General features: G+C 64.8%; 25 protein-coding genes. 21 read left to right on the forward strand and 4 right to left on the reverse strand.

What is annotated here, in order from left to right; all coding sequences use genetic code 11:
• Positions 1 to 61: 61 nt before the first annotated feature.
• Positions 62 to 724: an outer membrane protein OmpA gene (gene ompA, locus HZS63_RS00005; RefSeq protein WP_180681977.1), complete on the reverse strand. Its 663-nt coding sequence runs from the start codon at positions 722 to 724 to the stop codon at positions 62 to 64.
• Between the two features lie 261 nt (positions 725 to 985).
• Between ompA and gyrA the strand changes: the two genes are divergently transcribed.
• The 11 genes from gyrA to HZS63_RS00060 all read left to right on the forward strand — a co-directional run bounded on the left by gyrA (position 986) and on the right by HZS63_RS00060 (position 14,678).
• Entirely contained in the window at positions 986 to 3,619 is a 2,634-nt protein-coding gene (gyrA, locus tag HZS63_RS00010; RefSeq protein ID WP_180681978.1) for a DNA gyrase subunit A, read from the forward strand.
• A 4-nt stretch (positions 3,620 to 3,623) separates the two neighbouring features.
• On the forward strand, positions 3,624 to 4,739 hold the full coding sequence (gene serC / locus HZS63_RS00015; RefSeq protein ID WP_180681979.1) for a 3-phosphoserine/phosphohydroxythreonine transaminase: 1,116 nt from the start codon (positions 3,624 to 3,626) through the stop codon (positions 4,737 to 4,739).
• Positions 4,740 to 4,762: 23 nt separating this feature from the next.
• Positions 4,763 to 5,878, forward strand: coding sequence for a prephenate dehydratase (gene pheA, locus HZS63_RS00020; protein WP_180681980.1), 1,116 nt, complete (start codon positions 4,763 to 4,765; stop codon positions 5,876 to 5,878).
• 3 nt (positions 5,879 to 5,881) lie between these two features.
• Positions 5,882 to 6,784: a prephenate dehydrogenase gene (locus HZS63_RS00025; protein ID WP_343039927.1), complete on the forward strand. Its 903-nt coding sequence runs from the start codon at positions 5,882 to 5,884 to the stop codon at positions 6,782 to 6,784.
• Positions 6,785 to 6,787: 3 nt separating this feature from the next.
• Complete coding sequence (locus HZS63_RS00030; protein WP_180681981.1) at positions 6,788 to 8,827, forward strand: bifunctional 3-phosphoshikimate 1-carboxyvinyltransferase/cytidylate kinase; 2,040 nt, start codon at positions 6,788 to 6,790, stop codon at positions 8,825 to 8,827.
• A gap of 169 nt (positions 8,828 to 8,996) precedes the next feature.
• The gene (gene rpsA, locus HZS63_RS00035; RefSeq protein WP_180681982.1) at positions 8,997 to 10,676 is read left to right on the forward strand and encodes a 30S ribosomal protein S1; all 1,680 of its coding nucleotides are present in this window, start codon (positions 8,997 to 8,999) and stop codon (positions 10,674 to 10,676) included.
• Between the two features lie 78 nt (positions 10,677 to 10,754).
• Positions 10,755 to 11,057, forward strand: a complete 303-nt coding sequence (locus HZS63_RS00040; protein ID WP_180681983.1) for an integration host factor subunit beta — start codon at positions 10,755 to 10,757, stop codon at positions 11,055 to 11,057.
• Positions 11,058 to 11,110: 53 nt separating this feature from the next.
• Entirely contained in the window at positions 11,111 to 11,401 is a 291-nt protein-coding gene (locus HZS63_RS00045; RefSeq protein WP_180681984.1) for a lipopolysaccharide assembly protein LapA domain-containing protein, read from the forward strand.
• Positions 11,391 to 12,539: a lipopolysaccharide assembly protein LapB gene (gene lapB, locus HZS63_RS00050; protein ID WP_180681985.1), complete on the forward strand. Its 1,149-nt coding sequence runs from the start codon at positions 11,391 to 11,393 to the stop codon at positions 12,537 to 12,539. The genes HZS63_RS00045 and lapB overlap by 11 nt, the downstream gene beginning before the upstream one ends.
• Before the next feature lie 19 nt (positions 12,540 to 12,558).
• Positions 12,559 to 12,942 (forward strand): DUF6394 family protein, encoded by a 384-nt coding sequence (locus HZS63_RS00055; protein WP_180681986.1) that lies wholly within the window; start codon positions 12,559 to 12,561, stop codon positions 12,940 to 12,942.
• Between the two features lie 17 nt (positions 12,943 to 12,959).
• Positions 12,960 to 14,678 carry a potassium channel family protein gene (locus tag HZS63_RS00060; protein ID WP_180681987.1) on the forward strand — a complete coding sequence of 573 codons (1,719 nt, stop codon included), beginning with the start codon at positions 12,960 to 12,962 and terminating at the stop codon, positions 14,676 to 14,678.
• A 33-nt stretch (positions 14,679 to 14,711) separates the two neighbouring features.
• Here HZS63_RS00060 and HZS63_RS00065 read toward each other — a convergent pair whose 3' ends face one another.
• Both HZS63_RS00065 and HZS63_RS00070 read right to left on the reverse strand, forming a co-directional pair.
• Positions 14,712 to 15,425: a Crp/Fnr family transcriptional regulator gene (locus HZS63_RS00065; protein WP_180681988.1), complete on the reverse strand. Its 714-nt coding sequence runs from the start codon at positions 15,423 to 15,425 to the stop codon at positions 14,712 to 14,714.
• Positions 15,426 to 15,566: 141 nt separating this feature from the next.
• Positions 15,567 to 16,523 (reverse strand): MerR family transcriptional regulator, encoded by a 957-nt coding sequence (locus tag HZS63_RS00070; protein ID WP_180681989.1) that lies wholly within the window; start codon positions 16,521 to 16,523, stop codon positions 15,567 to 15,569.
• A gap of 109 nt (positions 16,524 to 16,632) precedes the next feature.
• On the opposite strand from HZS63_RS00070, the gene HZS63_RS00075 reads away from it, so the two are divergent.
• From HZS63_RS00075 to HZS63_RS00120, 10 genes are read left to right on the forward strand one after another with little or no spacing between them, the layout of a single operon-like run.
• The gene (locus HZS63_RS00075) at positions 16,633 to 17,943 is read left to right on the forward strand and encodes an NAD(P)/FAD-dependent oxidoreductase (protein WP_180681990.1); all 1,311 of its coding nucleotides are present in this window, start codon (positions 16,633 to 16,635) and stop codon (positions 17,941 to 17,943) included.
• Entirely contained in the window at positions 17,940 to 18,725 is a 786-nt protein-coding gene (locus tag HZS63_RS00080) for a DUF1365 domain-containing protein (protein WP_180681991.1), read from the forward strand. Before HZS63_RS00075 ends, HZS63_RS00080 begins: the two co-directional genes overlap by 4 nt.
• A 31-nt stretch (positions 18,726 to 18,756) precedes the next feature.
• Positions 18,757 to 19,980 carry an SAM-dependent methyltransferase gene (locus HZS63_RS00085; protein WP_180681992.1) on the forward strand — a complete coding sequence of 408 codons (1,224 nt, stop codon included), beginning with the start codon at positions 18,757 to 18,759 and terminating at the stop codon, positions 19,978 to 19,980.
• The gene (locus HZS63_RS00090; protein WP_246316057.1) at positions 19,952 to 20,524 is read left to right on the forward strand and encodes a chalcone isomerase family protein; all 573 of its coding nucleotides are present in this window, start codon (positions 19,952 to 19,954) and stop codon (positions 20,522 to 20,524) included. The genes HZS63_RS00085 and HZS63_RS00090 overlap by 29 nt, the downstream gene beginning before the upstream one ends.
• A gap of 12 nt (positions 20,525 to 20,536) precedes the next feature.
• Complete coding sequence (locus HZS63_RS00095; protein ID WP_180681993.1) at positions 20,537 to 21,865, forward strand: MFS transporter; 1,329 nt, start codon at positions 20,537 to 20,539, stop codon at positions 21,863 to 21,865.
• A gap of 13 nt (positions 21,866 to 21,878) precedes the next feature.
• Complete coding sequence (locus HZS63_RS00100) at positions 21,879 to 22,433, forward strand: DUF3833 domain-containing protein (RefSeq protein ID WP_180681994.1); 555 nt, start codon at positions 21,879 to 21,881, stop codon at positions 22,431 to 22,433.
• Positions 22,430 to 23,200, forward strand: coding sequence for an SDR family NAD(P)-dependent oxidoreductase (locus tag HZS63_RS00105; RefSeq protein ID WP_180681995.1), 771 nt, complete (start codon positions 22,430 to 22,432; stop codon positions 23,198 to 23,200). The genes HZS63_RS00100 and HZS63_RS00105 overlap by 4 nt, the downstream gene beginning before the upstream one ends.
• A gap of 5 nt (positions 23,201 to 23,205) precedes the next feature.
• Positions 23,206 to 23,646: a nuclear transport factor 2 family protein gene (locus HZS63_RS00110; protein WP_180681996.1), complete on the forward strand. Its 441-nt coding sequence runs from the start codon at positions 23,206 to 23,208 to the stop codon at positions 23,644 to 23,646.
• A 6-nt stretch (positions 23,647 to 23,652) separates the two neighbouring features.
• Positions 23,653 to 25,206: an FAD-binding domain-containing protein gene (locus HZS63_RS00115; protein WP_180681997.1), complete on the forward strand. Its 1,554-nt coding sequence runs from the start codon at positions 23,653 to 23,655 to the stop codon at positions 25,204 to 25,206.
• A gap of 9 nt (positions 25,207 to 25,215) precedes the next feature.
• On the forward strand, positions 25,216 to 25,359 hold the full coding sequence (locus tag HZS63_RS00120) for a DUF2256 domain-containing protein (protein ID WP_343039939.1): 144 nt from the start codon (positions 25,216 to 25,218) through the stop codon (positions 25,357 to 25,359).
• Between the two features lie 51 nt (positions 25,360 to 25,410).
• Here the strand turns inward: HZS63_RS00120 and HZS63_RS00125 are convergent, their stop codons facing one another.
• Positions 25,411 to 26,751 (reverse strand): hemolysin family protein, encoded by a 1,341-nt coding sequence (locus tag HZS63_RS00125; RefSeq protein WP_180681999.1) that lies wholly within the window; start codon positions 26,749 to 26,751, stop codon positions 25,411 to 25,413.
• Positions 26,752 to 26,759: the final 8 nt, after the last annotated feature.

The following is a 26,759-nucleotide window of genomic DNA, read 5'->3' on the forward strand; positions in this document are numbered from 1 at the left end:
TGCTGGGCGCACAACAAAAAAACCGCGCCGAAACGCGGTTTTCTGACCCTGAGAAAGGAAATCAGTTGGGGCGTGTGCCGACCACTTCGATTTCCACCCGACGGTTTTTGGCGCGGCCTTCACGGGTGCTGTTGTCAGCCACCGGCTGAGACTCACCCTTGCCTTCGGTGTAAATGCGGTTGGCGTCGATGCCCTTGCTCACCAGATAAGCCTTGACGGCTTCAGCACGGCGCTCGGACAGGCGCTGGTTATAGGCCTCGGGACCGGTCGAATCGGTGTGGCCAACGGCAATGATCACTTCCAAATTGATGCCCTGGATCTTCTCGACCAGGTCGTCCAGGCGGGCACGGCCATCAGGCCTGAGGACGGCGCGGTCAAAATCGAAGAAGGTATCGGCGGCGTAAGTCACCTTGGCAGCGGCGGCGACGGGCTCCGGTGCGGGGGCCGGAGCAGGTGCCGGTGCCGGTGCGGGAGCAGGTGCGGGGGCCGGAGCAGGTGCCGGTGCGGGAGCAGGTGCCGGAGCCGGCTGGGGCACGATGGCGCCGTCACAGCCTTGGGCAGCGGTGGCCGGCGTCCAGCTGGCACTGCGCCAGCACAGTTCATTGGTACCGTTTTTCCACACGGTACCGTCGGCGGCACGCCAGTTATCGATGGTCTGGGCACCTGCAGCGGAGGCCAGAGCAGCCGTGGCAAACAGAGCCGCAATCTTGTTCATGTTTTTCATCGGAATCCTCATTGATTGGGTTGAAATAACAGAGAATCAACCGAAGCGTGGTCGCCTCTCCCGAATGGTTTCATTGTGCCATATTTGTTTACACAAGGCACCCTGAACCTTTCAGGCATGTAACGGCTAGCAACGCGCACCTGTATTTGTTGCAATGTAGCAACAGGCGGCGCGGCCTCCACCCCATACATGCGCCCCACATTCCAGCGCTACACAGACACATAAAATGGCGGATTGTTCCCGAATCACGCCGTCGCCCGTATGACTTCATTTGCCAAGGAAACCCTGCCCATCAGCCTCGAAGAGGAGATGCGCCGCAGCTACCTCGATTACGCCATGAGCGTGATCGTGGGCCGGGCCCTGCCCGACGCGCGTGACGGCCTCAAGCCTGTGCACCGCCGCGTGCTGTATGCGATGCACGAGCTCAACAACGACTGGAACCGGCCTTACAAAAAGTCGGCGCGTATCGTCGGTGACGTGATCGGTAAATACCATCCGCACGGCGATTCGGCGGTCTACGACACCATCGTGCGCATGGCACAGGACTTTTCCCTGCGCCACATGCTGGTGGACGGCCAGGGCAATTTTGGCTCGGTGGACGGTGACAACGCCGCGGCCATGCGTTACACCGAAATCCGCCTGTCCAAGATCGCCCACGAGATGCTGGCCGACATCGACAAGGAAACGGTGGACTTCGGGCCCAACTACGACGGCAGCGAAAAGGAACCGCTGGTCCTGCCCACGCGCCTACCCAACCTGCTGGTCAACGGCTCGGCCGGTATTGCGGTGGGCATGGCCACCAACATCCCGCCGCACAACCTCAACGAGGTGGTGGATGCCTGTCTGCACCTGCTCAAGCACCCGGATGCCTCCATCGACGACCTGATGGAGATCATCCCCGCGCCTGACTTCCCCACGGCAGGCATCATCTACGGCATCAACGGCGTCAAGGACGGCTATCGCACCGGCCGTGGCCGCGTGGTCATGCGCGCCAAGTGCCACTTCGAGGACATCGACAAAGGCCAGCGTCAGGCCATCATCGTGGACGAGATCCCCTACCAGGTCAACAAGAAGTCCCTGCTGGAGCGCATTGCCGAGCTGGTGCACGAGAAGAAGCTCGAAGGCATCAGCCACATCCAGGACGAGAGCGACAAGTCCGGCATGCGCGTGGTGATCGAGCTCAAGCGCGGCGAAGTGCCCGAGGTGGTGCTGAACAACCTCTACAAGCAGACGCAGCTTCAGGACACCTTCGGCATCAACATGGTGGCGTTGGTGGATGGCCAGCCCAAGCTGTGCAATCTGAAGGACCTGATCGACATCTTCCTGCAGCACCGCCGCGAGGTGGTGACCCGCCGCACGGTGTTCCAGCTGCGCAAGGCGCGCGACCGTGGTCATGTGCTGGAAGGTCTGGCCGTGGCGCTGGCCAACATCGACGAGTTCATCCGCATCATCCGCGAATCCCCCACCCCGCCGGTGGCCAAGGCCGAACTGATGACGCGCAGTTGGGACAGCCAGCTGGTGCGTGAGATGCTGACCCGCGCCAAGGCCGACGGCAGCGTCGTGAATGCCGACGACTACCGCCCCGAAGGTCTGGAGCGCGAGTTCGGCATGCAGGGCGATGGCCTGTACCGCCTGAGCGACACCCAGGCCCAGGAAATCCTGCAAATGCGCCTGCAGCGCCTGACCGGCCTGGAGCAGGACAAGATCGTGGCCGAGTACAAAGAGGTGATGGCCGAGATCGACGATCTGCTCGACATCCTGGCCAAACCGGAGCGCGTGTCCACCATCATTGGCGACGAGCTGGTCGCCATCAAGACCGAATTCGGCCAGACCAAGCTGGGCGCGCGCCGCAGCCTGATCGAGCACAGCGCACAGGACCTGTCCACCGAAGACCTGATCACCCCCACCGACATGGTGGTGACGCTGAGCCACAGCGGCTACATCAAGAGCCAGCCTTTGAGCGAATACCGTGCGCAAAAGCGCGGCGGACGCGGCAAGCAAGCCACCGCCACCAAGGAAGACGACTGGATCGACCAGCTTTTCATCGCCAACACGCACGACTGGATCCTGTGTTTCAGCAACCGGGGCCGCCTGTACTGGCTCAAGGTGTGGGAGGTGCCGTCCGGCTCGCGCGGTTCACGTGGGCGCCCCATCGTCAACATGTTCCCGCTGCAAGAAGGCGAGAAGATCAACGTGGTGTTGCCGCTCACTGGCCAATTCCGCAGCTTCCCCGCAGACCATTACGTCTTCATGGCCACCAGCATGGGCACGGTCAAGAAGACCCCGCTGGACCAGTTCAGCAACCCGCGCAAGGCCGGCATCATTGCCGTGGACCTGGACGAGGGTGACTACCTCATCGGCGCCGCACTCACCGACGGCCAGCACGACGTGATGTTGTTCAGCGACGGCGGCAAGGCCGTGCGCTTCGACGAGAATGACGTGCGCCCCATGGGCCGCAACGCACGCGGCGTCAAGGGCATGACACTGGAAGAAGGCCAAAGCGTGATCGCTATGCTGGTGGCCGAAGATGAAACCCAAAGCGTGCTCACCGCCACCGAGAACGGTTATGGCAAGCGCACCCCCATCGTGGAATACACCCGCCACGGCCGCGGCACCAAGGGCATGATCGCCATCCAGCAGAGCGAGCGCAACGGCAAGGTGGTGGCCGCCACGCTTGTGCACGCCGACGACGAGATCATGCTCATCACTGACACCGGCGTGCTGGTGCGCACCCGGGTGAGCGAAATCCGTGAACTCGGCCGAGCCACGCAAGGTGTGACACTGATCAGCCTCGACGAAGGCGCCAAGCTCAGCGGCCTGCAGCGCATCGTGGAAAACGATGCCAACGCCGAGACCGAGACCGAGGCCGGCTCTGAAAAAACCGACACCGAATGACCCGATGAGCCGCCCCTACAACTTCTCCGCCGGCCCGGCGGTCATGCCCGAAGCCGTGTTGCGACAAGCCGCCGCCGAAATGCTGGACTGGCATGGCAGCGGCATGAGCGTGATGGAAATGAGCCACCGCGGCCAGGAGTTCATCGCCATCTGTGAGCAGGCCGAAGCCGACCTGCGTGAATTGCTGGCTGTGCCCTCCCATTTCAAGGTGCTGTTCATGCAGGGCGGCGGCCTGGCCGAAAACGCCATCGTGCCGATGAACCTGGCCAGCCTGAAGCCGGGCAGGATGATGGACTTCATCGTGACCGGCGGCTGGAGTCAGAAATCCGCCCAGGAAGCCCGCAAATACGGAGATGCCCATGTGGCGGCCACTGGGGCAGAAGGCGGCTTCACCACCATCCCCCCTGCCTCCAGTTGGCAGCTGCGCGACGATGCCAGCTACATCCACCTCTGCAGCAACGAAACCATCCATGGTGTGGAATTCCATGAACTGCCCAACCTTCAGGCCCTGGGGTGCGACGCGCCACTGGTGATCGACTTTTCGTCGCATGTGCTGTCGCGCCCGGTGGACTGGTCGCGGGTCGGGTTGGCTTTCGGCGGCGCCCAAAAGAACATTGGGCCGGCGGGTGTGACCCTGGTCGTGGTGCGTGAGGACCTGCTGGGCCATGCCCTGCCGATCTGCCCCAGCGCATTCAATTACCAGACGGTGGCGGACAACCGCTCCATGTACAACACCCCTCCCACCTATGGCATCTACATGGCGGGCTTGACGTTTCAATGGCTCAAGGCCCAGCGGGAGGGCGAGCTCACCGGTGTGGCGGCCATGGAAGTCCGCAACATCGCCAAAGCCCGGCTGCTGTATGACTTCATCGACCGTTCGCAGCTCTACGTCAATCCGGTGGACCCTGCCTGCCGCTCGCGCATGAACATCCCGTTCCACCTGCGCGATGCCTCTCGCAACGACGCCTTCCTCGCCGAAGCCCGGGCCCGCGGCCTCCTGCAGCTCAAAGGTCACAAATCCGTCGGCGGCATGCGCGCCAGCCTCTACAACGCCATGCCCATCGAGGGGGTGCAGGCCCTGGTGGACTTCATGCGCGACTTCGAACAAACCCGGGCTTGACCACCAGCGGAGACTTTCTCGAAATGACCGCCCCCCAATCGGCTCCAGGACCGGTGCAGAGCGAAGCGCTGGCCGCCTTGCGTGTGCAGATCGACACCATCGACCAACAACTGCTGCGCCTGCTGAACCAACGCGCCCGCGTGGCCGAACAGGTCGGCGAGATCAAGCGGGCCGAAGGTTCGCCTTTTTTCCGGCCGGACCGCGTGGCCCAGGTCATCGAAAAAATCCAGAATGCCAACCAGGGGCCGCTGCTGAACCAGCATGTGGCGGCCATCTGGCGCGAGATCATGTCGGCCTGCCTGGCGCTGGAAGCGCCGCAACGCGTGGCGGTGCTCGGACCGGAGGGCACCTTCACCGAGCAGGCTGCCATCGAGTACTTTGGCAGCGCGGCCAACCTCATTTATTGCAGCAGCTTCGACGAGGTGTTCCACGCCACGGCGGCAGGCACCGCCCAGTTTGGCGTGGTCGGCATCGAGAACTCCACCGAAGGCGCCGTGGCGCGCACACTGGACCTGTTCCTGCGCTCACCGGTGCATGTGGTGGGAGAAGTCAGCCTGCTGGTGCGTCACAACCTGCTGCGACAAGAAAACGCGCTCGACGGCATCGAAGTGGTGCTGGCTCACCCTCAGGCGCTGGCCCAGTGCCAGGGTTGGCTGTCCACCCATCTGCCGAATGCCGAGCGTCGCGCCGTCTCCAGCAACGCCGAAGGCGCGCGGCTGGCAACCGAAAACCCCGCCTGGGCAGCGATTGCCAGCGAACGCGCCGCTGCCCAGTTCGGGCTGCACATCGTCTCGCACGCCATTCAGGACGAGGCCTACAACCGCACGCGGTTTGCCATCATCTGCCTGCCACAGACGATGGCCATGCCACCGGCCAGCGGCAAGGATTGCACCAGCCTGGTGGTGTCGGTCCCCAACCGACCTGGCGCCGTGCATGATCTGCTGGTGCCGCTGAAGAACAACGGTGTGTCGATGACGCGCTTCGAGTCCCGGCCCGCCAAATCCGGCCAGTGGGAGTATTACTTCTACATCGACATCGCGGGCCACCCGACGCAGCCCCATGTGGCGGCCGCTTTGCAGGAATTGCAGGGACTGTGCGCATACTACAAGGTCCTGGGGGCCTACCCGGTGTCGGACTGAGCCGTGGTCAACTTCGAACAGCTCGGACTGATCGGCTGCGGCCTCATGGGCGGCTCTTTTGCGCTCGCGCTCAAACGGGCTGGTCTGGTACAGCGGGTGGTCGGCTACAGCAAGTCGCCCAGCACCCTGGAGCGGGCCCGCGCGCTGGGGGTGATCGACGTGGAAGCCCCCTCGGCACTGCTGGCCGTCTCCGGTGCCGACCTGGTGCTCATCGCCGTGCCGGTGTCGGCCACAGAGGACACCTTCAAAGCCATCCGGCACCTGATCGGCCCTGACACGCTGGTCATGGACGTGGGCTCCACCAAAGCCGATGTGGTGGCCGCCGCCCACCGCTCATTCAAGGAGCACCTGGCCCATTTCGTACCCGCGCACCCGATCGCCGGCAAGGAGTCGGCGGGTGTCGAACACGCGGACGCGGACCTGTACCAGGGCTGTCAGGTCATCCTGACCCCCACGCCCGAGTCCGCTCCCCGACACACCAGTACGGCCCGTGCGATCTGGACCGCGCTCGGCGCCCAGGTGCGGGACATGAGCCCCGAAGCCCACGATTCCGCCTATGCCACGGTCAGCCACCTGCCGCACCTGCTGGCTTTTGCGGCCATGAACGCCATCGGCCAGCAAGATCGGGCGCAGGAATTTCTCGAACTGGCAGGGCCGGGCTTTCGGGATTTCACCCGCATCGCCGCCAGCGACCCCAGCGTGTGGCGCGACATTCTGCTGGCCAACCAGGCCGAGGTGCTGGCCCAGGCATCCCACTTTCGCGCGGCACTGGACGCGCTGGAAGATGCGATGCGGCGACAGGACGCCCTGACCCTGCAGGCCCTGATTCAACAGGCCAGTGACGCCCGCTCCCAATGGCGGCTGGGAGGGCACATCGACAAACCGGCCCCGACCGAATCCCCCTGACCCATGTACGCCACCCCGTTTCTGGACCTCCCCCCCCTGCACAGTGCCGGCGGCACCGTCAACCTGCCCGGCTCCAAGAGCATTTCCAACCGCGTGTTGCTGCTGGCCGCCCTCAGCGACGGGGACACCACCCTGCACGACCTGCTGGACTCCGACGACACCCGCGTGATGCTCACCGCCTTGGAAACGCTGGGCTGCACCGTGAGCCGCCTGGACGACCAGTGCGTGAAAGTGCGCGGGCTCGGCGGCACGCTGCCGGTGCGGGAGGCCAGGCTCTTTCTGGGCAACGCAGGCACCGCCATGCGTCCCCTGACGGCCGCGCTCGCCCTGCTGGCCTCCACCCATGGTGCAACGTTCGAGCTCAGCGGCATACCGCGCATGCACGAGCGCCCGATCGGCGATCTGGTGGATGCGCTGCGTCAGCTGGGTTGCCCCATCGCCTACCTGGGCCACGAAGGCTACCCGCCCTTACGGGTGGGCACGGGTGTCCCAGTACCGCTGCACCTACAGGCGCCGATCCGCGTGCGGGGTGACGTGTCCAGCCAGTTCCTGACCGCCCTGCTGTTGGCCCTGCCCCTGGTCGCCACCCGGGATGTGGCGATCGAGGTCGTGGGCGAACTGATATCCAAACCCTATATCGACATCACGCTCTCGCTGCTGCAGCGCTTTGGGGTGAACGTCCAGCGCGAAGGCTGGCAACGCTTCACCATTCCCGCCGGCAGCCGCTACCGCTCACCCGGCGATGTGCATGTGGAGGGCGACGCCTCCTCGGCCAGCTACTTCATCGCGCTCGGGGCGATCGCACCCGCCACGGCCGGGCACGACGGCATCACCATCCAGGGGGTGGGGCTGTCGTCCATCCAGGGCGACATCCGCTTCGTGGAAGCGGCCCGCGCCATGGGCGCCGACGTGACCGGAAGCGCCAACCAGCTCCACATCCGCCGCGGCGCCTGGCCCCTGAAGGCCATCGACCTCGACTGCAACCACATCCCCGACGCGGCCATGACCCTCGCGGTGATGGCGCTCTACGCCGAAGGCTCCTCCACGCTGCGCAACATCGCGAGCTGGCGGGTCAAGGAGACGGACCGCATCGCGGCCATGGCCTGCGAGCTGCGCAAACTCGGTGCCACGGTGGAAGAACAGGAAGATGCCATTCGCATCACCCCGCCACGGACCTGGCGAGCCGCGCGCATCCACACCTATGACGACCACCGTGTGGCGATGTGCTTCTCGCTTGCCGCCTTCAATCCGGCACGACTGCCGCTGCGCATCGAAGACCCGAAGTGCGTGGCCAAGACCTTCCCCGATTTCTTCGAAACGCTCTTCAGCGTCTGTGAAGCGCGGCCAAGCGATATCCCGGTGATCTGTATCGACGGCCCCACCGCATCGGGCAAAGGCACGCTGGCCACGGCGGTGGCTGCCGCACTCGGCTATCACGTGTTGGATTCGGGTGTGCTGTACCGACTGGTCGGGCTGGCTGCCGAGCGCCACGGCCTGCCCACCGACACCGACGCCATCAGCCGCCCGGATGTGGCCGCACAGCTCGGCGCTCTGGCCGCCACCCTGCCGGTGCGCTTCGAAGCGGGGCGCGTCCTGCTTGCCGGCGAAGACGTGACCGATGCGGTACGCACCGAGTCCGCCGGCATGGCCGCGTCCCGGGTATCTGCCTTGCCTCAGGTTCGGCGCGCCTTGCTCGATCTGCAGCGCCGCTTCCGCACCTTGCCGGGTCTGGTGGCCGACGGGCGCGACATGGGCACCGTGATCTTCCCGGACGCCCCGCTCAAAGTATTCCTGACCGCCGACGCCGAACAGCGTGCGCAGCGGCGCCATAAGCAGTTGATTTCCAAAGGAATACCTGCTAGAATAGAAGACCTTTTGGCTGACATCAAGGCTCGGGACGAGCGCGACACATCGCGCCAGGACGCGCCCTTGAAGCCCGCCGAAGACGCCTACCGCCTGGACAACTCCGCGCAAACCATCGAGCAATCGGTGCAGCAGGTGTTGGCTTGGTGGCAGGCGACTCGCCCTTTCGAGGGCGGATGATCGGCCCCCTCGCCAAGGGGGTCATGGCCCCGAAGGCCCCGCCGGATGTTCTGTCACCCGCAGGCCCCAGGGTTCTCAACCCGCAACCCGTCTCACCGCCAGGTGATGCGTTTTTGTACACGCCACGCACCTTCAACCCGTTCACCGGGTGCGTGGTCTAGGAAACCACATGTCTGAATCTTTTGCCGCCCTGTTTGAAGAATCGCTGAAGCGCGCCGATATGCGCCCGGGCGAGGTCATCACCGCCGAAGTCGTTCGCATCGAGCACAACCACGTGGTCGTCAACGCCGGCCTGAAGTCCGAAGCCTATGTGCCCATCAGCGAATTCAAAAACGATCAGGGCGAACTCGAAGTCCAAGTCGGTGACTTCGTGTCCGTGGCCGTCGAGGCCGTGGAAAACGGCTATGGCGACACGATTCTGTCGCGCGACAAGGCCAAACGCCTGGCTTCCTGGATGGCGCTGGAAAAAGCCCTGGAGTCCGGCGAGTTCGTGACCGGGACCACCGGCATGAAGGTCAAGGGCGGTCTCAAGGTGATGGTCAACGGCATCAGCGCCTTCTTGCCCGGATCGCTGGTGGACAGCCGTCCGACCAAAGACCTCACTCCCTACGAAAACAAGACCATGGAGTTCAAGGTCATCAAGCTCGACCGCAAGCGCAACAACGTGGTGTTGAGCCGCCGCGCCGTGGTCGAAGCCTCCATGGGCGAGGAGCGCGCCAAGCTGCTGGAAAACCTGCGCGAAGGCGCCATCGTCACGGGCGTGGTCAAGAACATCACCGAATACGGCGCCTTCGTGGACCTGGGCGGCATCGATGGCCTGCTGCACATCACCGACATGGCCTGGCGCCGTGTGCGCCACCCCTCCGAGGTGGTGCAGGCCGGCCAGGAAGTCACGGCCAAGGTCCTCAAGTTCGACGCCGAGAAGCAGCGTGTCAGCCTGGGCCTCAAGCAGATGGGTGACGATCCCTGGATGGGCGTGGCTCGCCGCTACCCGGCCGGCACCCGCATGTTCGGCAAGGTCACCAACATCGCCGACTACGGCGCCTTCGTCGAGCTGGAGCCCGGCATCGAAGGCCTGGTGCACGTCTCCGAAATGGACTGGACCAACAAGAACGTGGCTCCGAGCAAGGTCGTCTCCCTGGGTGACGAAGTGGAAGTCATGGTCTTGGAGATCGACGAGGACAAGCGCCGCATCAGCCTCGGCATGAAACAGTGCAAGCCCAACCCCTGGCACGAGTTCGCCGAGACCACCAAGCGCGGCGACAAGGTCAAGGGCCCCATCAAGTCCATCACCGACTTCGGTGTGTTCGTGGGTCTGGCCGCCGGCATCGACGGCCTGGTGCACCTGTCCGACCTGTCCTGGAACGAGCCTGGCGAGGTCGCCGTGCGCAACTTCAAGAAGGGGCAGGAAGTCGAAGCCGTGGTGTTGGGCGTGGACGTCGAGCGCGAGCGCATCAGCCTGGGCATCAAGCAACTGGACAGCGACCCATTCACCACATTCGTGTCGATCAACGACAAGGGCGCCACAGTGACCGGCAAGGTCAAGAGCGTGGATGCCAAAGGCGCTGAAATCGACCTGGGCAGCGATGTGATCGGCTATCTGCGTGCTTCCGAAATCTCCCGCGATCGCGTGGAAGATGCGCGCAACGTGCTGAAAGAAGGGGACGAAGTCACTGCGGTGGTGATCAACATCGACCGCAAGACCCGCAACATCCAGCTCTCCATCAAGGCCAAGGACATGGCCGAACAGCAGGAAGCCATGGCCAGCCTGAGCCAGAACGCGGGCAACGCCGGCACCACCAGCCTGGGCGCGCTGCTGCGGGCCAAGCTGGACAACAACAACGGCTAAACCGCTGGTGTGTCTGTGGGCCCGGTGCCGACGGCGTCGGGCCCTTTTTCACTTCACGTCTCCAACCTGGTTCAACACATGACCCGTAGCGATCTAGTGGATGCCTTGGCCGAACGCTTTGGACAACTCGGCCAGCGTGATGCGGAACTGGCGGTCAAGGCGATCCTGGAGGCCATCGGTGACGCGCTGGTGGCCGGACAGCGCATCGAGATTCGGGGTTTCGGGAGCTTTTCCGTCAATCAACGGCCTGCCCGTGTCGGGCGCAACCCCCGAAGTGGTGAGAGCGTGGCCATTCCGGCCAAGCGCGTACCCCACTTCAAACCGGGCAAGGCCCTGCGTCAAGAAGTGGACCGGGCCACGGCAACGGCGGCCGTGCGCTGAACGGTCCCTGCGCGCCGAGACCGCTACAATCCCTCAGACCACTGGGGGATCGCGTGAAGTACCTCTCGTGGCTGCTCAAAGCAGCCATTTTTTTGACCGTGTTTGCCTTTGCCCTGAACAACCAGGGCGATGTGCGATTGCATCTTTTCTTCGGCGCCTACTGGGATGCACCACTCGTCCTGGTGGTACTGGTGGCGCTGGCCATCGGTGTGTTTCTGGGCATTGCGGTGATGGTGCCGCCCTGGTTGCGAGCGCGAAAGGCCGCCCGATTGCCCAGAACCGAAACGCCCGCCACCTCCGCTCAAGCCACCTCACCAGGCGAACCGCCCCCTCATGGAATTTGACTTCACCTGGCTGCTCTGGGGTCTGCCCCTCGCCTTCGCCCTGGGCTGGCTGGCTTCTCGATTCGATCTGAGGCAATGGCGCTTTGAGAGCCGGCAGGCCCCCAAGGCGTATTTCAGGGGGCTGAACCATCTGCTCAACGAGCAGCAGGATCAGGCCATCGATGCCTTCATCGAGGCCGTCCAGCACGACCCCGACACCACCGAACTCCACTTTGCGCTCGGCAACCTGTTCCGCCGCCGGGGTGACTACGACCGCGCCGTGCGCGTGCATGAACACCTGCTGTCGCGTGCCGATCTCTCCCTCAAAGACCGCCAGCGAGCCCAGCATGCCCTGGCCCTGGACTTTCTCAAAGCGGGCCTGCTGGACCGGGCGGAAAGCGCCCTCTGGCGACTGGAAGGCACGCCCTTCGAAGCCGAAGCCCGCCTGGCGCGCCTGGCCATCTACGAACGCACGCGCGACTGGGAGCGGGCCGCAGAAGTGGCCACCCAACTGGAGGATGCCGAGCGCGGCACCTTCCAGCTGCGGCTGGCGCACTACCGCTGCGAACAGGCGTTGGGCCTGCGCCAGCAGAACCGCATGACCGAGGCCCTCACGCTGCTGGAGTCACTGGTGGACGAAATCCCAGGTTCGGCACGGGCCTGGATCACCCTGGCCGAGCTGCGTCACGGCTTGTCCAACACCCAAGGGGCCTGGGAGGCGCTGCGCGAGCTGTGCCATCGCGTTCCCTCACACGTGCCTCTCATCGCACACAACCTGGCGGTCTGGGCCAAACTGCTGCAACGATCCGCCGATGCCCGCGCCTTGTTGCAGGGCTGGGCGGCACGCCGTGCCCCTTCATTGGATGTGACCCAGGCCCTCGCCAGCCTGGAGCCGGATCCAGCAAGCGGGCGGCGGCTCTACATCGAACACCTGCGCCGCGAACCTTCTCTGGTGGCTGCCACTCTCTGGCTCGCAGGCGAGCATTGGGGTGAGGGCGAAGAGGAAACCCTGGTCAAACAGTCCCTGGAACGGGCCTGCGACCCGATGAAACGCTACCGTTGCGCGGCATGCGGATTCGAAGCCCGCCAATATTTTTGGCAATGCCCAGGCTGTCAGAGCTGGGACAGCTACCCCCCGCTGCGCGTCGAAGAACTCTGAACCCCCTCGGGAGCCTGCAATGAACCTCGAAAAAGTGATCTTCGGTTTCTTCATCTTGCTGGCCGCGACCTTGAATTTCGGTTTCTTCATCGGGGAAATAGACAACCCTGCCCACCATGACATCTACGAACTGTTTGCCGCGCTGGTGGTGAGCCTGATCGCCACCGTGCTGAAGCTTGGCGACCGGACCCAGATTGGCGCGGTCCACCTCTCGACCAGTCTGGTGGCAGACCTGCAGTTGCTGGCGGCAGCCATGGTATGGGGCTATGCGGCCCACATCGCTCCTGACGGGGTGACCCCGAAGTACATGGCCAGCATCGTCTCCCTGTCGGGCGGGGCGTTGTTTGCCAACGTGGTGTCCGTCATCATCCTGATTGCCGAAACCATCATGCAACGCCGCTAAACCTTCGCCCCACCGCCATGAACCGCCATGAGGAGATCAGCACCTTTTTCCTGGTGCTGCGGCGCGTTCGCAAAACGCTCATCACGCTGATCGTGATTTACGCGGTGGCGGTACTGGGCCTGACGCTGGCGCCGGGTCTGCCAGGTGAAGATGGCCACCCCACCCGGCTGAGCTTTTTCCACGCGTTCTACTTCATCAGCTACACCGCCACGACGATCGGATTCGGTGAAATCCCCAACGATTTTTCCGAGCAGCAACGATTGTGGGTGCTGGTATGCATCTACCTCTCGGTGATCGGCTGGGCGCTGTTCATCGGCTCGCTGCTGCAGTTGCTGCAGGACACCAACCTGCAGAATGCGATCCGGGTACGCCGCTTCGCCCTGGATGTGCGCAAGCTGCATGAGCCGTTCTACATCGTCTGCGGCTATGGAGAAACCGGGCGGCTGCTGTGCGCCGCGCTCGACCGGATGGGCTTTCGGGTGGTGGTGCTGGAGTTGCGCCACGACCGGTTGAGCGACATCGAGCTGCAGAGTTACAGCATGGACATGCCCCACCTGGCCACCGATGCAGGAAACCCGCAGGTGCTGCGCATGGCCGGTCTGACCCAGCGCCATTGCAAGGGGTTGATCGCACTGACCAATGACGACGCCTGCAACCTCGCGGTCGCCATGACCGGCCGCCTGCTGGCCCCGCGCCTGCCGGTGTTGGCTCGGGCCGAAAAACCATCCACGGTAGATAACATGGCTTCGTTCGACACGCGGCACATCATCAACCCGTTCGAGAAGTTCAGCGGCTACCTGGCCTTGGCCATGCACGCACCTGCGGCCTACCACTTGCTGATCTGGCTCACCGGCTTGTCGGGAACCACGGTCTCTCGCCATCGGGATCCACCCCGCGGGCACTGGGTGTTGCTCGGCTATGGCACCTTCGGACGCAGCCTGGCACAGCGCATTGCGCAGGCAGGCTTGCCAGTCACGGTGATCGATCTCAACGCCGCACCTCAAGAGCCTGCGGCTGACGGCGTGCAATGGGTGCAGGGGGACGGAACGGGGGCCCATGCGCTGCGCCGCGCGGGCATGGAAGAAGCGGTGGGTATCATCGCGGCCACGGCCAATGACGTCAACAACCTCTCGGCGGCGGTCACGGCGCGCCAGCTCAACCCGAATGCGTTTGTCATCGTGCGGCAGAACCATCATGCCAATCAACCGCTGTTCAAAAGCTTGCGGGCCGACATCACGATGGTGCCGAGAGAAATCATCGCGCAGGAATGCCTGGCCATACTCAATACCCCGATGTTGGCGCCCTTCCTGCAACGGCTGCAGAGCGAAGGTGAACCATGGTGCGAGCAGGTGCTGCAACGCCTGACCGATCGCTTGGGCTGGCAGGCCCCCCATGTTTGGAGCTTGCGGGTGTGCGAGGCAGAGGCGCCCGCCCTGATGCTCAGGCTCCAGGCGGGCGAGATCGTGCGTGTGGGTGACGTGCTGCGCGACCCTGGTCGCCGTGAGGCGAGCCTGCGCTGCGAGGTACTGCAAATCGATCAGCGCCAAGGCGAACGCCTGATGATGCCTGCCGCAGAGGTGGTGCTGGCCCCCGGCGACGAACTGCTGTTCGTCGGACACAGGACAGCGCGGTCGGCGCTGTCACTGACAGTCAACAACGACCACACCCTCCACTATGTGCTGACCGGTCGGGAATTACCGGGAAGCTGGATCTGGCGTTGGTTCAGGCAGGCCTGAGCCTGCGGCAGGCGACACAAGGCTGCCAAACACTCAAGAAGTGGCAGCAGGTTGCAGCAGCCGCTCATCGACGATCCGATACAGACGCCCCTGCTTGTCCAGCGGCTCGATCGCCCCCTGCCGCACCAGCGCGCTGATCTCGCGGCTGACGGTTTCGAGCTTGAGGTCCATCATGGCACCCATGTCTTCGCGGGAAAACAGGGTGGTAACGCCGGGGTCGGTGGCGTGCCGCATCTTCAAGACGAAATTGGCCACCCGCTGCCGGGCGGTCCCGAAGTTGATGGCGGCCAGCCAATCGTCCGCCTCTTTAAGTGCCTGCTGCCATTTCTGTAACAGCCGCCAGTGCAACCGTGGAGAATTTTGGCTCAATCGATGGATCACATCGGACGGGATCCGGCACACCGACACCTCGGTCAAAGCAATGGCTTCGCTGTCATAGCGGCTGGTGGCCAAAGCCTCCAGGCCGGCCACGTCGCCAGGTCGCAAGATGCGCACGATCCGCTGGCGGCCATCGGGTGTGACCCTCACCAACTTGAGCAAGCCGCTGCGCAACGTCAAGATGCCGGTCGCAATCCCCCCTTCCAGGTACAGAGATTGACCTGCACGATAGGTCATGTCGTCAATGGGCGCATGGATCAGGCTGAAATCCTGCTCGTTCAGGTCGGAGAACAGCACCATGTCGCGTATGCCGCAGGATTTGCAGTCCGAAGTCCCGCGCCACGCGGATTCGGTCTTGATCGGGATCATATGCACATTGTGCCGCGATTTCATACCCCCTGCAGTGTATTGAGCACCTTGGATCGGTGGAGTCCAGGACCTTCGTCATGGACAGCGCCATGGGGCCGATGCCAGGTGTCCACGACGACCCGGCTGCAGCGATGGTGGAGCTCAGCCCACGCGGTGGCGCGCACGCCAAGCGGAAACCTGCGCGCTCACCTCGCTGGCCCGCCGCAGCACGCGCACGCTATCCGGCACAGCCTTGCTGTGCAGAACCGCCGCCGAACCACCGGCCCACACCTCCACCTGCCAGGGGAGCTGCTCCACGAGCTGGCGCAAAGCGTCGAGCACCTCGCGCCGGGAGGCATGGGCACTGAAGCTCAGAGCCACCACATCGACCTCCAACTGGCCACTGGCGAGCACGATGTCGGGGATGGGTGTGCTCGCACCAAGCGAGACCCGTTGGCACGACTCCAGTGCGAAAAAGCTTTCCGCCATCAGCAAGCCCAGGGTATGGGCCTCGGAAGGGGTGGTGGTGAGCAGCACTTTGGGGCGCCTCAACAGTTCCCGGCTGCTCGATTCGACGGCTGCGATGGCATCCCGCAACACCACGCGAACCGTCTCGGAAAACAAATGCTCCTGGAATACGGAAACGTCACCACGCAGCCAAGCGTCCCCCACGGCCACGCACAGCGGCGCCACCAGATTATCCACCGCCGACCCCAAGCCCTGCTTCATGATTTCCCGTTGCAGCGCATGACGCAGGTGATCGATCTGGTTGCGGCGCAACCAATCGACCCACTGGGCATCGAGCGCCACCGCCCCATCCTCCGGGGACGGCGCCACCCGGGGGCTTTCAGCGGCCTCATCACACAAGGCTTCGAGCGCCTCCAGTGGCAGCCCCACCACCTTGCCAGGCCGGTGGCCGGCATCCATCAGACGTTTGATCAGGCGCAGCCGCAACAGTTGCGCCGGGTCGTACTGACGTTCGCCAAACGCGTCCCTCGTCGGCGTGGGAAAACCGTAGCGGCGCTCCCACACGCGCAGGGTGTCCTTGCCCAGCCCCGTGTCACGCTCGACCTCGGCTATCGACCAGAGGACATCCTTGGAGTCAGGTTTGGCATCCACGGCAATTCCCATCGTTCATGCATCAGGTTCGACAAAAAACTTGCACACTCATGCGAAATGTAGCATACAATTACTTTGTCTAGGACATTTTTATTCAAAGGAGGTCTCCATGAAAGTCGCCGTCATCGGCTCCGGAATTGCCGGACTGGCCGCCGCCCACCGGCTCGGCGACTGGGCGGAGGTCACCCTTTTCGAAGCCGCCGATTACTTCGGCGGCCACACCCACACCGTGGACATCACGCTGCCCGACCACCAAGGCGAGCCGATCACCCATGGCGTGGACACGGGCTTTTTGGTGTTCAACGAACGCACCTACCCACAACTGATCGCCCTGTTCGCTGAGCTCGGTGTGCCAACGGCCCCTTCGGACATGTCTTTTTCCGTTCAGGTACCGGCGCGCAGCGGTTCGTCGGGACTGGAGTGGAGCGGCAGCAATCTGGCCACGGTGTTCTCGCAAAAGCGCAATCTGCTCAACCCGCGCTTTCTCGGCATGCTGTCGGATCTGTTGCGTTTCAACAGTCTGTGTACCCAGATCGCCAACGAACAACGTGAAAGCGCACTCCACCAGCCGCTGAGCCAGTTTCTCGACGAACACCGTTTCGGCCAGCCATTTCGGGACTGGTATTTCCTGCCCATGCTGGGATCGATTTGGAGCTGCCCGACCGATCAGATGTTGCAGTTTCCGGTGGCCACCATGATCCGTTTCTGCCACAACCATGGCCTGCTGCAGGTGAACCAGCGACCGCAGTGGTACACGGTCGTCGGCGGGGCGCGAAACTATGTACGCAAGATCATCGAGGGTCTGGCGGACGCGCGGCTGCGCACCCCCGTGGTGCGGATCGACCGCCGCAACGACGGGGTGACGGTACACACCGGACATGGCCACAGCCAGCGCTTCGACCACGTGGTACTGGCCACGCACTCCGACCAAGCCCTCTCCCTGCTCGATCAGCCCTCCAGTCTGGAGCAGGCGGTCCTGGGAAGCATTGGCTACCAGCCCAACCTCGCCGTGCTCCACACCGACGTGTCCGTGCTGCCGCGCCGCCGGGCCGCCTGGGCCGCCTGGAACTACGAACGCGCCGCTGACGACGACCGAGAATCGGCGCGGGTATGCCTGCATTACCTGCTCAACAAGCTCCAGCCGCTGCCCTTTGCCCAACCGCTGATCGAGACGCTGAACCCGGTGCGTCCGATCGACCCGCGCCACGTGCTGGCCACTTTCGAATACAGCCACCCGGTGTTCGATCTGCGCGCCATCGAAGCGCAGGGCCTGGTGGAGCAATTACAAGGCCGGCAACGCACCTGGTACTGTGGAGCCTGGACGGGATACGGTTTCCACGAAGACGGCCTGAAATCGGGCTTGCATGTGGCCCGGCGCTTGGTGGCGCTGGCCGGATCGACCGAGGTCGCGGCGGCATGAACACCGGCGTATCCGCCGACCTGGCGCTGATCGGCTTTGGACAAGTGCGCCACACCCGCCTGCGGCCGGTACACCACGCCTTCAGTTACCCGACCTGGTTTTTGCTGCTGCCCATGCGGGCGCTGCAACAGTGCGAGCAGCAGGGCCTGGCCGTGAACCGCGGGGCGGCCATCGCCTTCCACGACCATGACCATGGCGACGGCCGGGGACCGAAAGACGGCGGCGCCTGCGCCTGGATGGACGAGCTGCTGCAGGCGCATGACATCCACGACGCCACAGGCCCGCTGTGGCTCCACACCTATCCGCGGGTGCTCGGTTACACCTTCAAGCCGGTGAGCTTCTGGTATGCCCACCGCGCAGACGGTTCGCTACGGGCCATCGTGGCCGAAGTGAATAACACCTTCGGCGAACGCCACTGCTACCTGCTGGACGCTCCGCGCCCGGGGCAGGAGCTGCAAGCCGACAAGTGCTTCCACGTCTCGCCGTTCTGTTCACTGGAAGGCCACTACCGCTTCCGTTTCCTGCACGCCGAGCGAGAAGGCCATCCCCGCACGGTCGTGCGGGTCGATTACGACGACGCCAGTGGCCCGCTGCTGCAGACCAGCGTGAGCGGTGTGCTGGAACCCGTATCCCCCCTAACCCTGCGCCGCGCGTTGTGGCGCTACCCGGCCATGACCGCCATGGTCATGGCCCGCATTCACTGGCAGGCACTGCAACTGTGGCTGAAACGGGTGGGCTGGTACCACAAACCCCCCGCACCGGCCCGGTTCGTGACCCGCTGAAACCGACCGTTCCGACAGAGGAGTCCCGCTGATGAACAGCCTCACCGCCCACTCACCCGCCGCGCTCACCCTGCCACGCCACGTTCCCGCAGCCGCCCGCACGGTGTTCAAGCTGCTGCGCCACCTGCGCCACGGGACCTTGACCATCCACCTGCCCGATGGCCACACCCTCGTGGCGGGCGACGGCCAGGGCGATCACGTCTCGCTCCATCTGCGCAACTGGAATGCCTGTACCCAGGCCCTGAAGTCTGGCGACATCGGCTTTGCCGAAAGCTACATCGCTGGCGACTGGAGCACCAACGACCTGCCCGGCCTGCTGCGCCTGTTCGTGGCCAACCGCCAGTCACTGGATGCGGTCATTCATGGCACCTGGGCCGGACGATTGCTTTACCGCATCAAGCACCTGCTCAACCGCAACACCAAGGCCAACAGCCGCAAAAACATCCACGCCCATTACGATCTGGGCAACGCCTTCTACCGGCTCTGGCTGGACGAGACCATGAACTATTCGTCCGCCCTGTTCGAGTCGGGGCACGACCAACCCATGCAAGAGGCCCAGCACGCCAAGGTGCGGCGGGCCCTGCGCATGGCCGGGGTCCGCCCGGGAGATCGGGTACTGGAAATCGGCTGCGGCTGGGGAGCGTTGGCCGAGAAGGCCGCCGCCGAATTCGGAGCGCACGTCACCGGCGTCACGCTCTCCAGCGAACAGCTCGCCTACGCCCGGCAACGCATGGCCGACGCTGGCCTGAGCAGCCTCAGTGATTTGCGCTTGCAGGACTACCGCGACATCCAGGACCCGCCATTCGACGCCATCTGCTCGATCGAGATGGTCGAGGCCGTCGGGCAAGCTTACTGGCCGACTTACTTCCAGACCGTGGCCCGGCTGCTCAAACCCGGCGGACGTGCCTGCATCCAGAGCATCGTCATCCAGGACGCCCATTTCGAGCGCTACCTCAAATCCACCGATTTCATCCAGCAGTACATCTTCCCCGGTGGCTGCCTGCCCTCGCCTAGCGCCTTCCGGGCGCAGGCACAGAGCGCCGGTCTGCAGGTCGCGGACGAACTCGCCTTCGGCAAGGACTACGCGGAAACCTGTCGCCGCTGGCGGCGCGACTTCCTGGCCCGCCGCGACGAGGTGCTCGCGCTGGGCTTCGACGAGCGCTTCCTGCGCATCTGGGAGTTCTATCTGGCCTATTGCGAAGCCGGTTTTGAAGCAGGAGACATCGATGTGGTCCAGTTCACGCTCGTGCGTTGATCACGCCCGCTCGGCGCTGCTCGGCCTGATGGCGGCCTTGGCGCTGGTCCTGCCACCCACGAGCGGGCACGCATCGAATACGCCCCTACCCGAGGGGGCGCTCTCCGGCGAAGCCACCCTGCGCTTCCTGGGGCTGCAGGTCTACCGTGCCCGCCTCTGGACACCACCCACCTTCGACCCGAGCCGGCTGGGCGAGCAGGCCCTGGCGCTGGAGCTGGAGTACCTGCGCGCCTTCAAAGGAGCCGCGATCGCCGAGCGCTCCATCGTCGAAATGCGGCGTGCCGGCCGGTTCACCGATGAACAAGCCACCACATGGCAAGCGGCGATGCAGAACCTGTTCCCGGACGTGCGCCCCGGAGACCGGATCACCGGCCTCCTCCACCCCGGCAAGGGTGCGGAATTCTTCTACAACGACCGCCCAGCCGGCCGTATCGACGACGCCGAATTCGCCCGCCTGTTCTTCAGCATCTGGCTAGGCCCCAACACGTCCGAGCCCGCCTTGCGGCGCCAATTGCTTGCTCGCTGGCTGGATACACCGCGCTGACGCCCCTCCACCATGACGGCATGCCCCACGCCTGCGCCTGTTTCGCCTCCAGAGCCGACGGTGCGCATGCGCGCCGGCCTTGCTTATGGTCTGCTCGGTTTGCCCCTGGCTTTCGTGGCCTTGCCCTTGTATGTGCACCTGCCACACCACTACGCCAACACCTACGGCATGCCACTGGCCACGCTGGGTGCCCTGCTGCTGCTCGCTCGCCTCTTCGATGCCCTCACCGACCCGTTGCTCGGCCGTTTGAGCGACGGGCTGTTCGCGCGCTCACCCCGTTGGGTGCTGTGGACAGGTGCGGCATCGGCAGCGGTGCTGGTGCTTGGCATGGCGGCGCTGTTTTTCCCGCCGGCCAGCGTCCGGCCATATCTGGACACCTGGGTATTGATTGGTCTGCTCATCACCTACACCGCGTTCAGCCAGCTGGCGATCGCTCATCAGTCCTGGGCTGCGCGGCTGGGAGGGCAGCCCGTCTGGAGAGCCGAAATCGTGGCGTGGCGCGAGGGCGCAGCCTTGATCGGCGTGGTGCTGGCTTCGGTGCTGCCAACCTGGCTCGGCTGGCCCGCCTGGGTGACGGTATTCGCACTGCTGCTGGGGGTGGCGTGGCTGTGCTGGTGGTGGGCCCCAACCCCCAGCCAGCCCCTGGCACTGGCTGCGGCGGCATCACATTGGGCCACAGGCCTGATTCACCCTTGGAGACAGCCGCCATTTCGGCGCCTGCTCGGCGTGTTCGTGCTCAACGGCCTGGCCAGCGCCATGCCAGCCACCCTGGTGCTTTTCTTCATTCAGGACCGGCTCGCCGCCGCCGACTGGCAGCCGGTCTTCCTGGCCACCTACTTCGTGGCGGCGGCGGCTTCCATGCCGCTGTGGTTGCGCCGCGTACGCCACTGGGGTCTGGCCCGCACCTGGCTGGCGGGCATGCTGCTGGCCTGCGCCACCTTCATCTGGGCCGCCACGCTGGGCACGGGCGACGTCTGGGGCTTCTGGGCGGTCTGCGCTCTGTCGGGTTTGGCCCTGGGCACCGATCTGGCGCTGCCCAGCGCCCTGCTGGCCGGACTCATCGCCCACCAGGGCGATCAAGGCCGGCGCGAAGGCGCCTACTTCGGCTGGTGGAACCTGGCCACGAAACTCAATTTGGCGCTGGCGGCTGGTTTGTCCTTGCCGCTGCTCGGCGCACTGGGCTATGTACCGGGCCACACCGCCGCAGAAGGACTGCGCGCGCTCACCTGGGCCTACGCCGTCGTGCCTTGCGTCATCAAGCTCACCGCAGCCGGACTGCTGTATCTGCTCTTTGTTCGCCACCAACCCCCATCGGCAAGCCCTCATGCGCCCCGCTCATAAGCAAGGAGAACCCATGAACCTGCTCCACCGCTCGCGCCGCCTGCTGGCGCTGCTGACCCTTGGCCTCACGCTGGCCCTGGCCGGTTGCGCCAGCCAGGACATCCGGCAGTACGCCGACGAAAAACCCGCGCTCGATCTGGCGCAGTACTTCAACGGCAAGATCATGGCCCACGGCATCTTCCAGGACCGCAGTGGGCAGGTGGTGCGCCGCTTCGTGGTCGAGATGGACGGCCAGTGGAACGGCAACCAGGGCGTGCTCGACGAATGGTTCACCTATTCGGACGGCACCCGGGAGCGGCGCATCTGGCGCCTGACCCGGCACGCCGATGGCCGCTACAGCGGCACCGCCGACGACGTGGTGGGCGAAGCCCAGGGGCAGACCGTGGGCAATGCTTTTTTCTGGAGCTATGTCTTGCGCCTGCCTGTGGATGGCAAGGTCTACGAAGTCAAGTTCGACGACTGGATGTACCTCGTGGACGACAAGGTCATGCTCAACCGCGCCACCATGAGCAAGTTCGGCATCCGGCTGGGCGAGGTCACGCTGGCGTTCACCAAGGTCGATCCATGAGCCTCAACCCCCGGATCACCGACTGGCACGGCAAGCGAGTCTGGCTGATCGGCGCCTCCAGCGGCATCGGTCTGGCGCTCGCGCAGGCCTTGCATGCGCGCGGCGCCCAGGTGATCGTGTCGGCCCGCCATGCCGCGGCCTTGCAGGCCTTCGTGTCGGCTCACCCCGGCAGCCTGGCCCTGCCCCTGGACGTGACCGACGCCGCGGCGATCAGGCGGGCCTGCGCGGAGATCCTGGCGGGTGGCGCCGTCGATCTGCTGTGTTACTGCGCGGGCCATTACCAGGCCATGCGAGCCACCCACATCGACACCCACTCCCTGTTGCAACACCAAGCGGTGAACGTCACCGGGGCGCTGCACCTGCTCACTCCCATGGTACAGGCCCTGCTGATGCAGGGCCACGGCCACCTGAGCTTCATCAGCAGCGTGGCGGGCTACCGGGGCTTGCCGAAAAGCCTGGCCTATGGCCCCACCAAGGCCGCCCTGATCAACCTCGCCGAGACGCTGTACCTGGACCTGGCGCCACACGGTCTGGGCGTGAGCGTCATCAACCCCGGCTTCGTGGCCACCCCCCTCACCGCCCAGAACGATTTCCACATGCCGGCCCTGATCCAGCCTGAACAAGCGGCCGAGGCCATCCTGCAAGGCTGGGCCAAAGGCCAGTTCGACATCCACTTTCCCAAGCGCTTCACCCGACTCCTCAAGCTGCTGCGCTGCCTGCCCTACCCCCTGTACTTCGCGGCGGTGCGCCGCATCACGGGGCTGTGAACCTCATGAACACCTCACACGCCCCGGCTCTCGACCGCGTGATCGCGTTCTTCGAACACCTCAGCCCGGAAAGTCTCGGCTCGCTGAACCAGCTGTACGCTCCACAGGCCCGTTTCAAAGATCCGTTCAACGAAGTCGAAGGTACGCAGGCCATACGCGCCATTTTCGTGCACATGTTCCAGTCATTGCAGGAGCCGCGCTTCGTCGTCACCGGCCGTGTGCAGCAGGGCGAGCAGGCCTTTCTGACCTGGGATTTCCACTTCCGCTTCCAGCGCTTCGACACCTCGACCGTACAGACCATTCGGGGCGCCACCCATCTGATGTTCGACCACCAGGGCCAGATCGTTCTGCATCGCGACTACTGGGACGCGGCCGAAGAACTGTACGAAAAGCTGCCCGGCATCGGGGCGCTCATGCGCTGGCTGAAGCGGCGGGCCCGCCAGTGAATCGCCATGGGCTACCGGGTCGTCTGGTTCAAACGCGATCTGCGCCTGGCCGACCATGAGGCCCTGGCATCGGCTGCTCGGCATGGACCGGTGCTGTGCCTGTATGTCGTCGAGCCGTCGCTCTGGGCCCAGCCCGACGCCGCCACGCAGCACTATCACTTCATTCGGGAAAGCCTGGCAGACCTGCAACGGGCGCTGCGGCGCCTCGGCGGACAATTGTGGACCGTGGTGGGCGAAGTGGTGGACATCCTGGAGCGGCTGCACCGCCAAGCCCCATTCGATGCCCTGCACTCGCACGAGGAAACCGGCAACGCCCACACCTACGCCCGAGACCTGGCGGTGGGTCGATGGTGCCGCCAACAAGGTGTCGCCTGGCACGAGACCCCCTGCTCTGGTGTGGTGAGGCGGCTTCGGCAGCGGGATGGTTGGCACAAGCTCTGGGAAGCACGGATGACGGCCCCCCAGGCCGAATGCCCCCCACTGCGGTTCTTTCCTCCACCCTGGCCGGCCGAGCCGCTCCCGACACCGGAGGCACTGGGCCTGGATCCATGGGATCCCCCTCGACGCCAGCGCGGTGGCCGCTCGCGTGCCATGGACACCCTGCAAGACTTTTTGGAACTGCGCTGCGCCGATTACCGCGGCGGCATTTCCTCTCCCCTCACCGCTCCCTCGACCTGCTCGCGCTTGTCGGCCTACTTGGCTTATGGTTGCCTGAGCCTGCGGGAGGTCGTGCAGGCCACCCGCGCCACGCTGGCTGCGCTGCCACCGCAGGCCCGCCGTTCCCGGCAGGGTCTGCAGGCGTTTCACAGTCGGCTGTATTGGCACTGCCACTTCATCCAAAAACTGGAGAGCGAGCCTGAACTGGAGTGGCGCAATGTGCATCGGGGCTACGACGGGCTGCGCGAGCACGAATGGCGGGCCGAGCGCTTCGAAGCGCTGCAAGCCGGCCGTACCGGTTGGCCCATGGTGGACGCTTGCGTCGCCATGCTGCGCGAAACCGGCTGGCTCAACTTCCGCATGCGGGCCATGCTGGTGTCGGTGGCGGCTTATCCGCTGTGGTTGCATTGGCGGGAAGTGGGGCATTGGCTGGCCCGGCAGTTCCTGGACTACGAACCCGGCATCCACTGGTCGCAGATGCAGATGCAAAGCGGTACCACCGGCATCAACACCACCCGGGTATACAACCCGATCAAGCAGGCGCGGGATCATGACCCCCACGGCCAGTTCGTCCGTCAATGGCTGCCGGCCATGCAGCGCGTCCCGGACGGTTGGCTGTTCGAGCCCTGGCGCATGCCGCCCGATCTGAAAAGTCGCCTGGGCGTGGACTGGCCGCAGCCACTGGTGGATCTGGAGGTGGCCACACGCGATGCCAAGCGCCGCATCCACGCCTTGCGCACCCAGCCAGCGGTGCGCCAGGCGCGCGCATCGATCGTGGAACGGCACGGTTCACGCCGTGGCCTCCAGAAGGCTGCTGCCCGCACGGCGGCCGGCAATGAGGCCGCCGCCCCGCACCGCGCGCCACCCCCGTCCACTGGCCAGCAGCTCACCTTGGATTTCTGACTCATGAACATGCGCTCCAAATCACAACTCCCGCAAAAAACCTGCCCGGTCTGCGCCAGGCCGTTCACCTGGCGACGGAAATGGGCACGTGACTGGGAACAGGTTCTCTATTGTTCGGAGCGCTGCCGCCGCACGGGCATCCGCAAGCCATGAAGCGGCACCCCTGGCAAACCCGCTCACCACACTCGAGCGGATGGGAACGCGCTAGCGCGCGTCCTCTTGTGTCGAAGCTGGGTCAGGCAGATCCTGCGCTGCGCTGGCAGACTCAGTCAGCCGGCTGATGCGCACCTCATCGATGCGGCGGCCATCCAGCTTGAGCACCTCGAAACGCCAGCCACAGATATCCACCACGTCGCCGACCTCCATCAGCGTGCCGCTGACCGTCTGCATCAGGCCGGCCACGGTGTTGTAACGGTCCTTGTCCTCATCAGGCAGGGCATCGATCTCCAGCCGGGCCTTGAGTTCATGCGCCGGCATGGCGCCATCCACGCGCCACGAACCGTCCTCCTGCAAGGTGGCCCAGGCATCGGCGGGCTGCACCGGGGACAGCTCACCGGTGATCGCCTCCAGCAGGTCCAGCGGGGTGAGCAAGCCCTGCACCACGCCGTACTCGTCCACCACGAACACCATCCGTAACGCACGGACGCGAAACTGTTCCAGCAGTTCCATGCCGCTGAGCGTCTCGGGAACGAACACAGGGGCCACCGCTTCACGATACCAAGCGTCGGCATTGCCCTCGGACTGCAGCTCCAGCAGCCGAGCCATGTGGATGACACCGATCACCTCGTCCAAGCTGCCCCGGCACACCGGGTACCACGAGTGCCCGCTGCGATGCGCCTTGCGCACCACCTCATCCAGCGTTTGCCCCGCGTCCAGCCACTCGATGTCCGGGCGCGGCAACATGATGCTCGTCAGCGGTCGGTCATCCAGCAGGAACACGTTTCGCACCATGCGGTGTTCTTCGGCCTCAATCACGCCAGCACCCACTCCCTGGGCCAGATGGGCCTGGATCTCGGCTTCGGTCACGTCCTGCGGCACTTCCGACGGGATGCGCAGCAGCTTGAGCACCAGGTTGGTGGACAAGGCCAGCAAGCTCACGAATGGATGCGCCACCTTGGCCAGACCCAGCAAGGGGCGCGCCATCCAGCGCGCAATCGGCTCGGGCGCGCTCTGGCCGATGCGCTTGGCCACCAGTTCCCCGAACACGATGGTGATGTACGTCACCCCCACCACCACCAGGGCCGTGGCCAATGCGTTGGCCCACAGATGCGGTATGCCCACCGACTCGAAAACGGTGGCCAGGTCGGCACCGAACGCCCCCTCGCCCACGATGCCATTGAGCAGCGCAATCGTGGTGTTGCCAAGCTGGATGGTCGAAAAGAACTGGGTCGGATTGTCCAGCAGGCTCAAGGCGGCCTGCGCCCCCTTGTCCCCCGCGCTGGCCTGAGCCTCCAGACGAACGCGGCGGCTGGACACCACCGCGATCTCGGTCATCGAAAACAGCCCACTGAGCAGGGCCAGCAAAAAGATCAGCAGGATGTCCATAATGCGCG

Source organism: Tepidicella baoligensis (assembly GCF_013432195.1).
GTDB classification, from domain to species: Bacteria; Pseudomonadota; Gammaproteobacteria; order Burkholderiales; family Burkholderiaceae_C; genus Tepidicella; species Tepidicella baoligensis.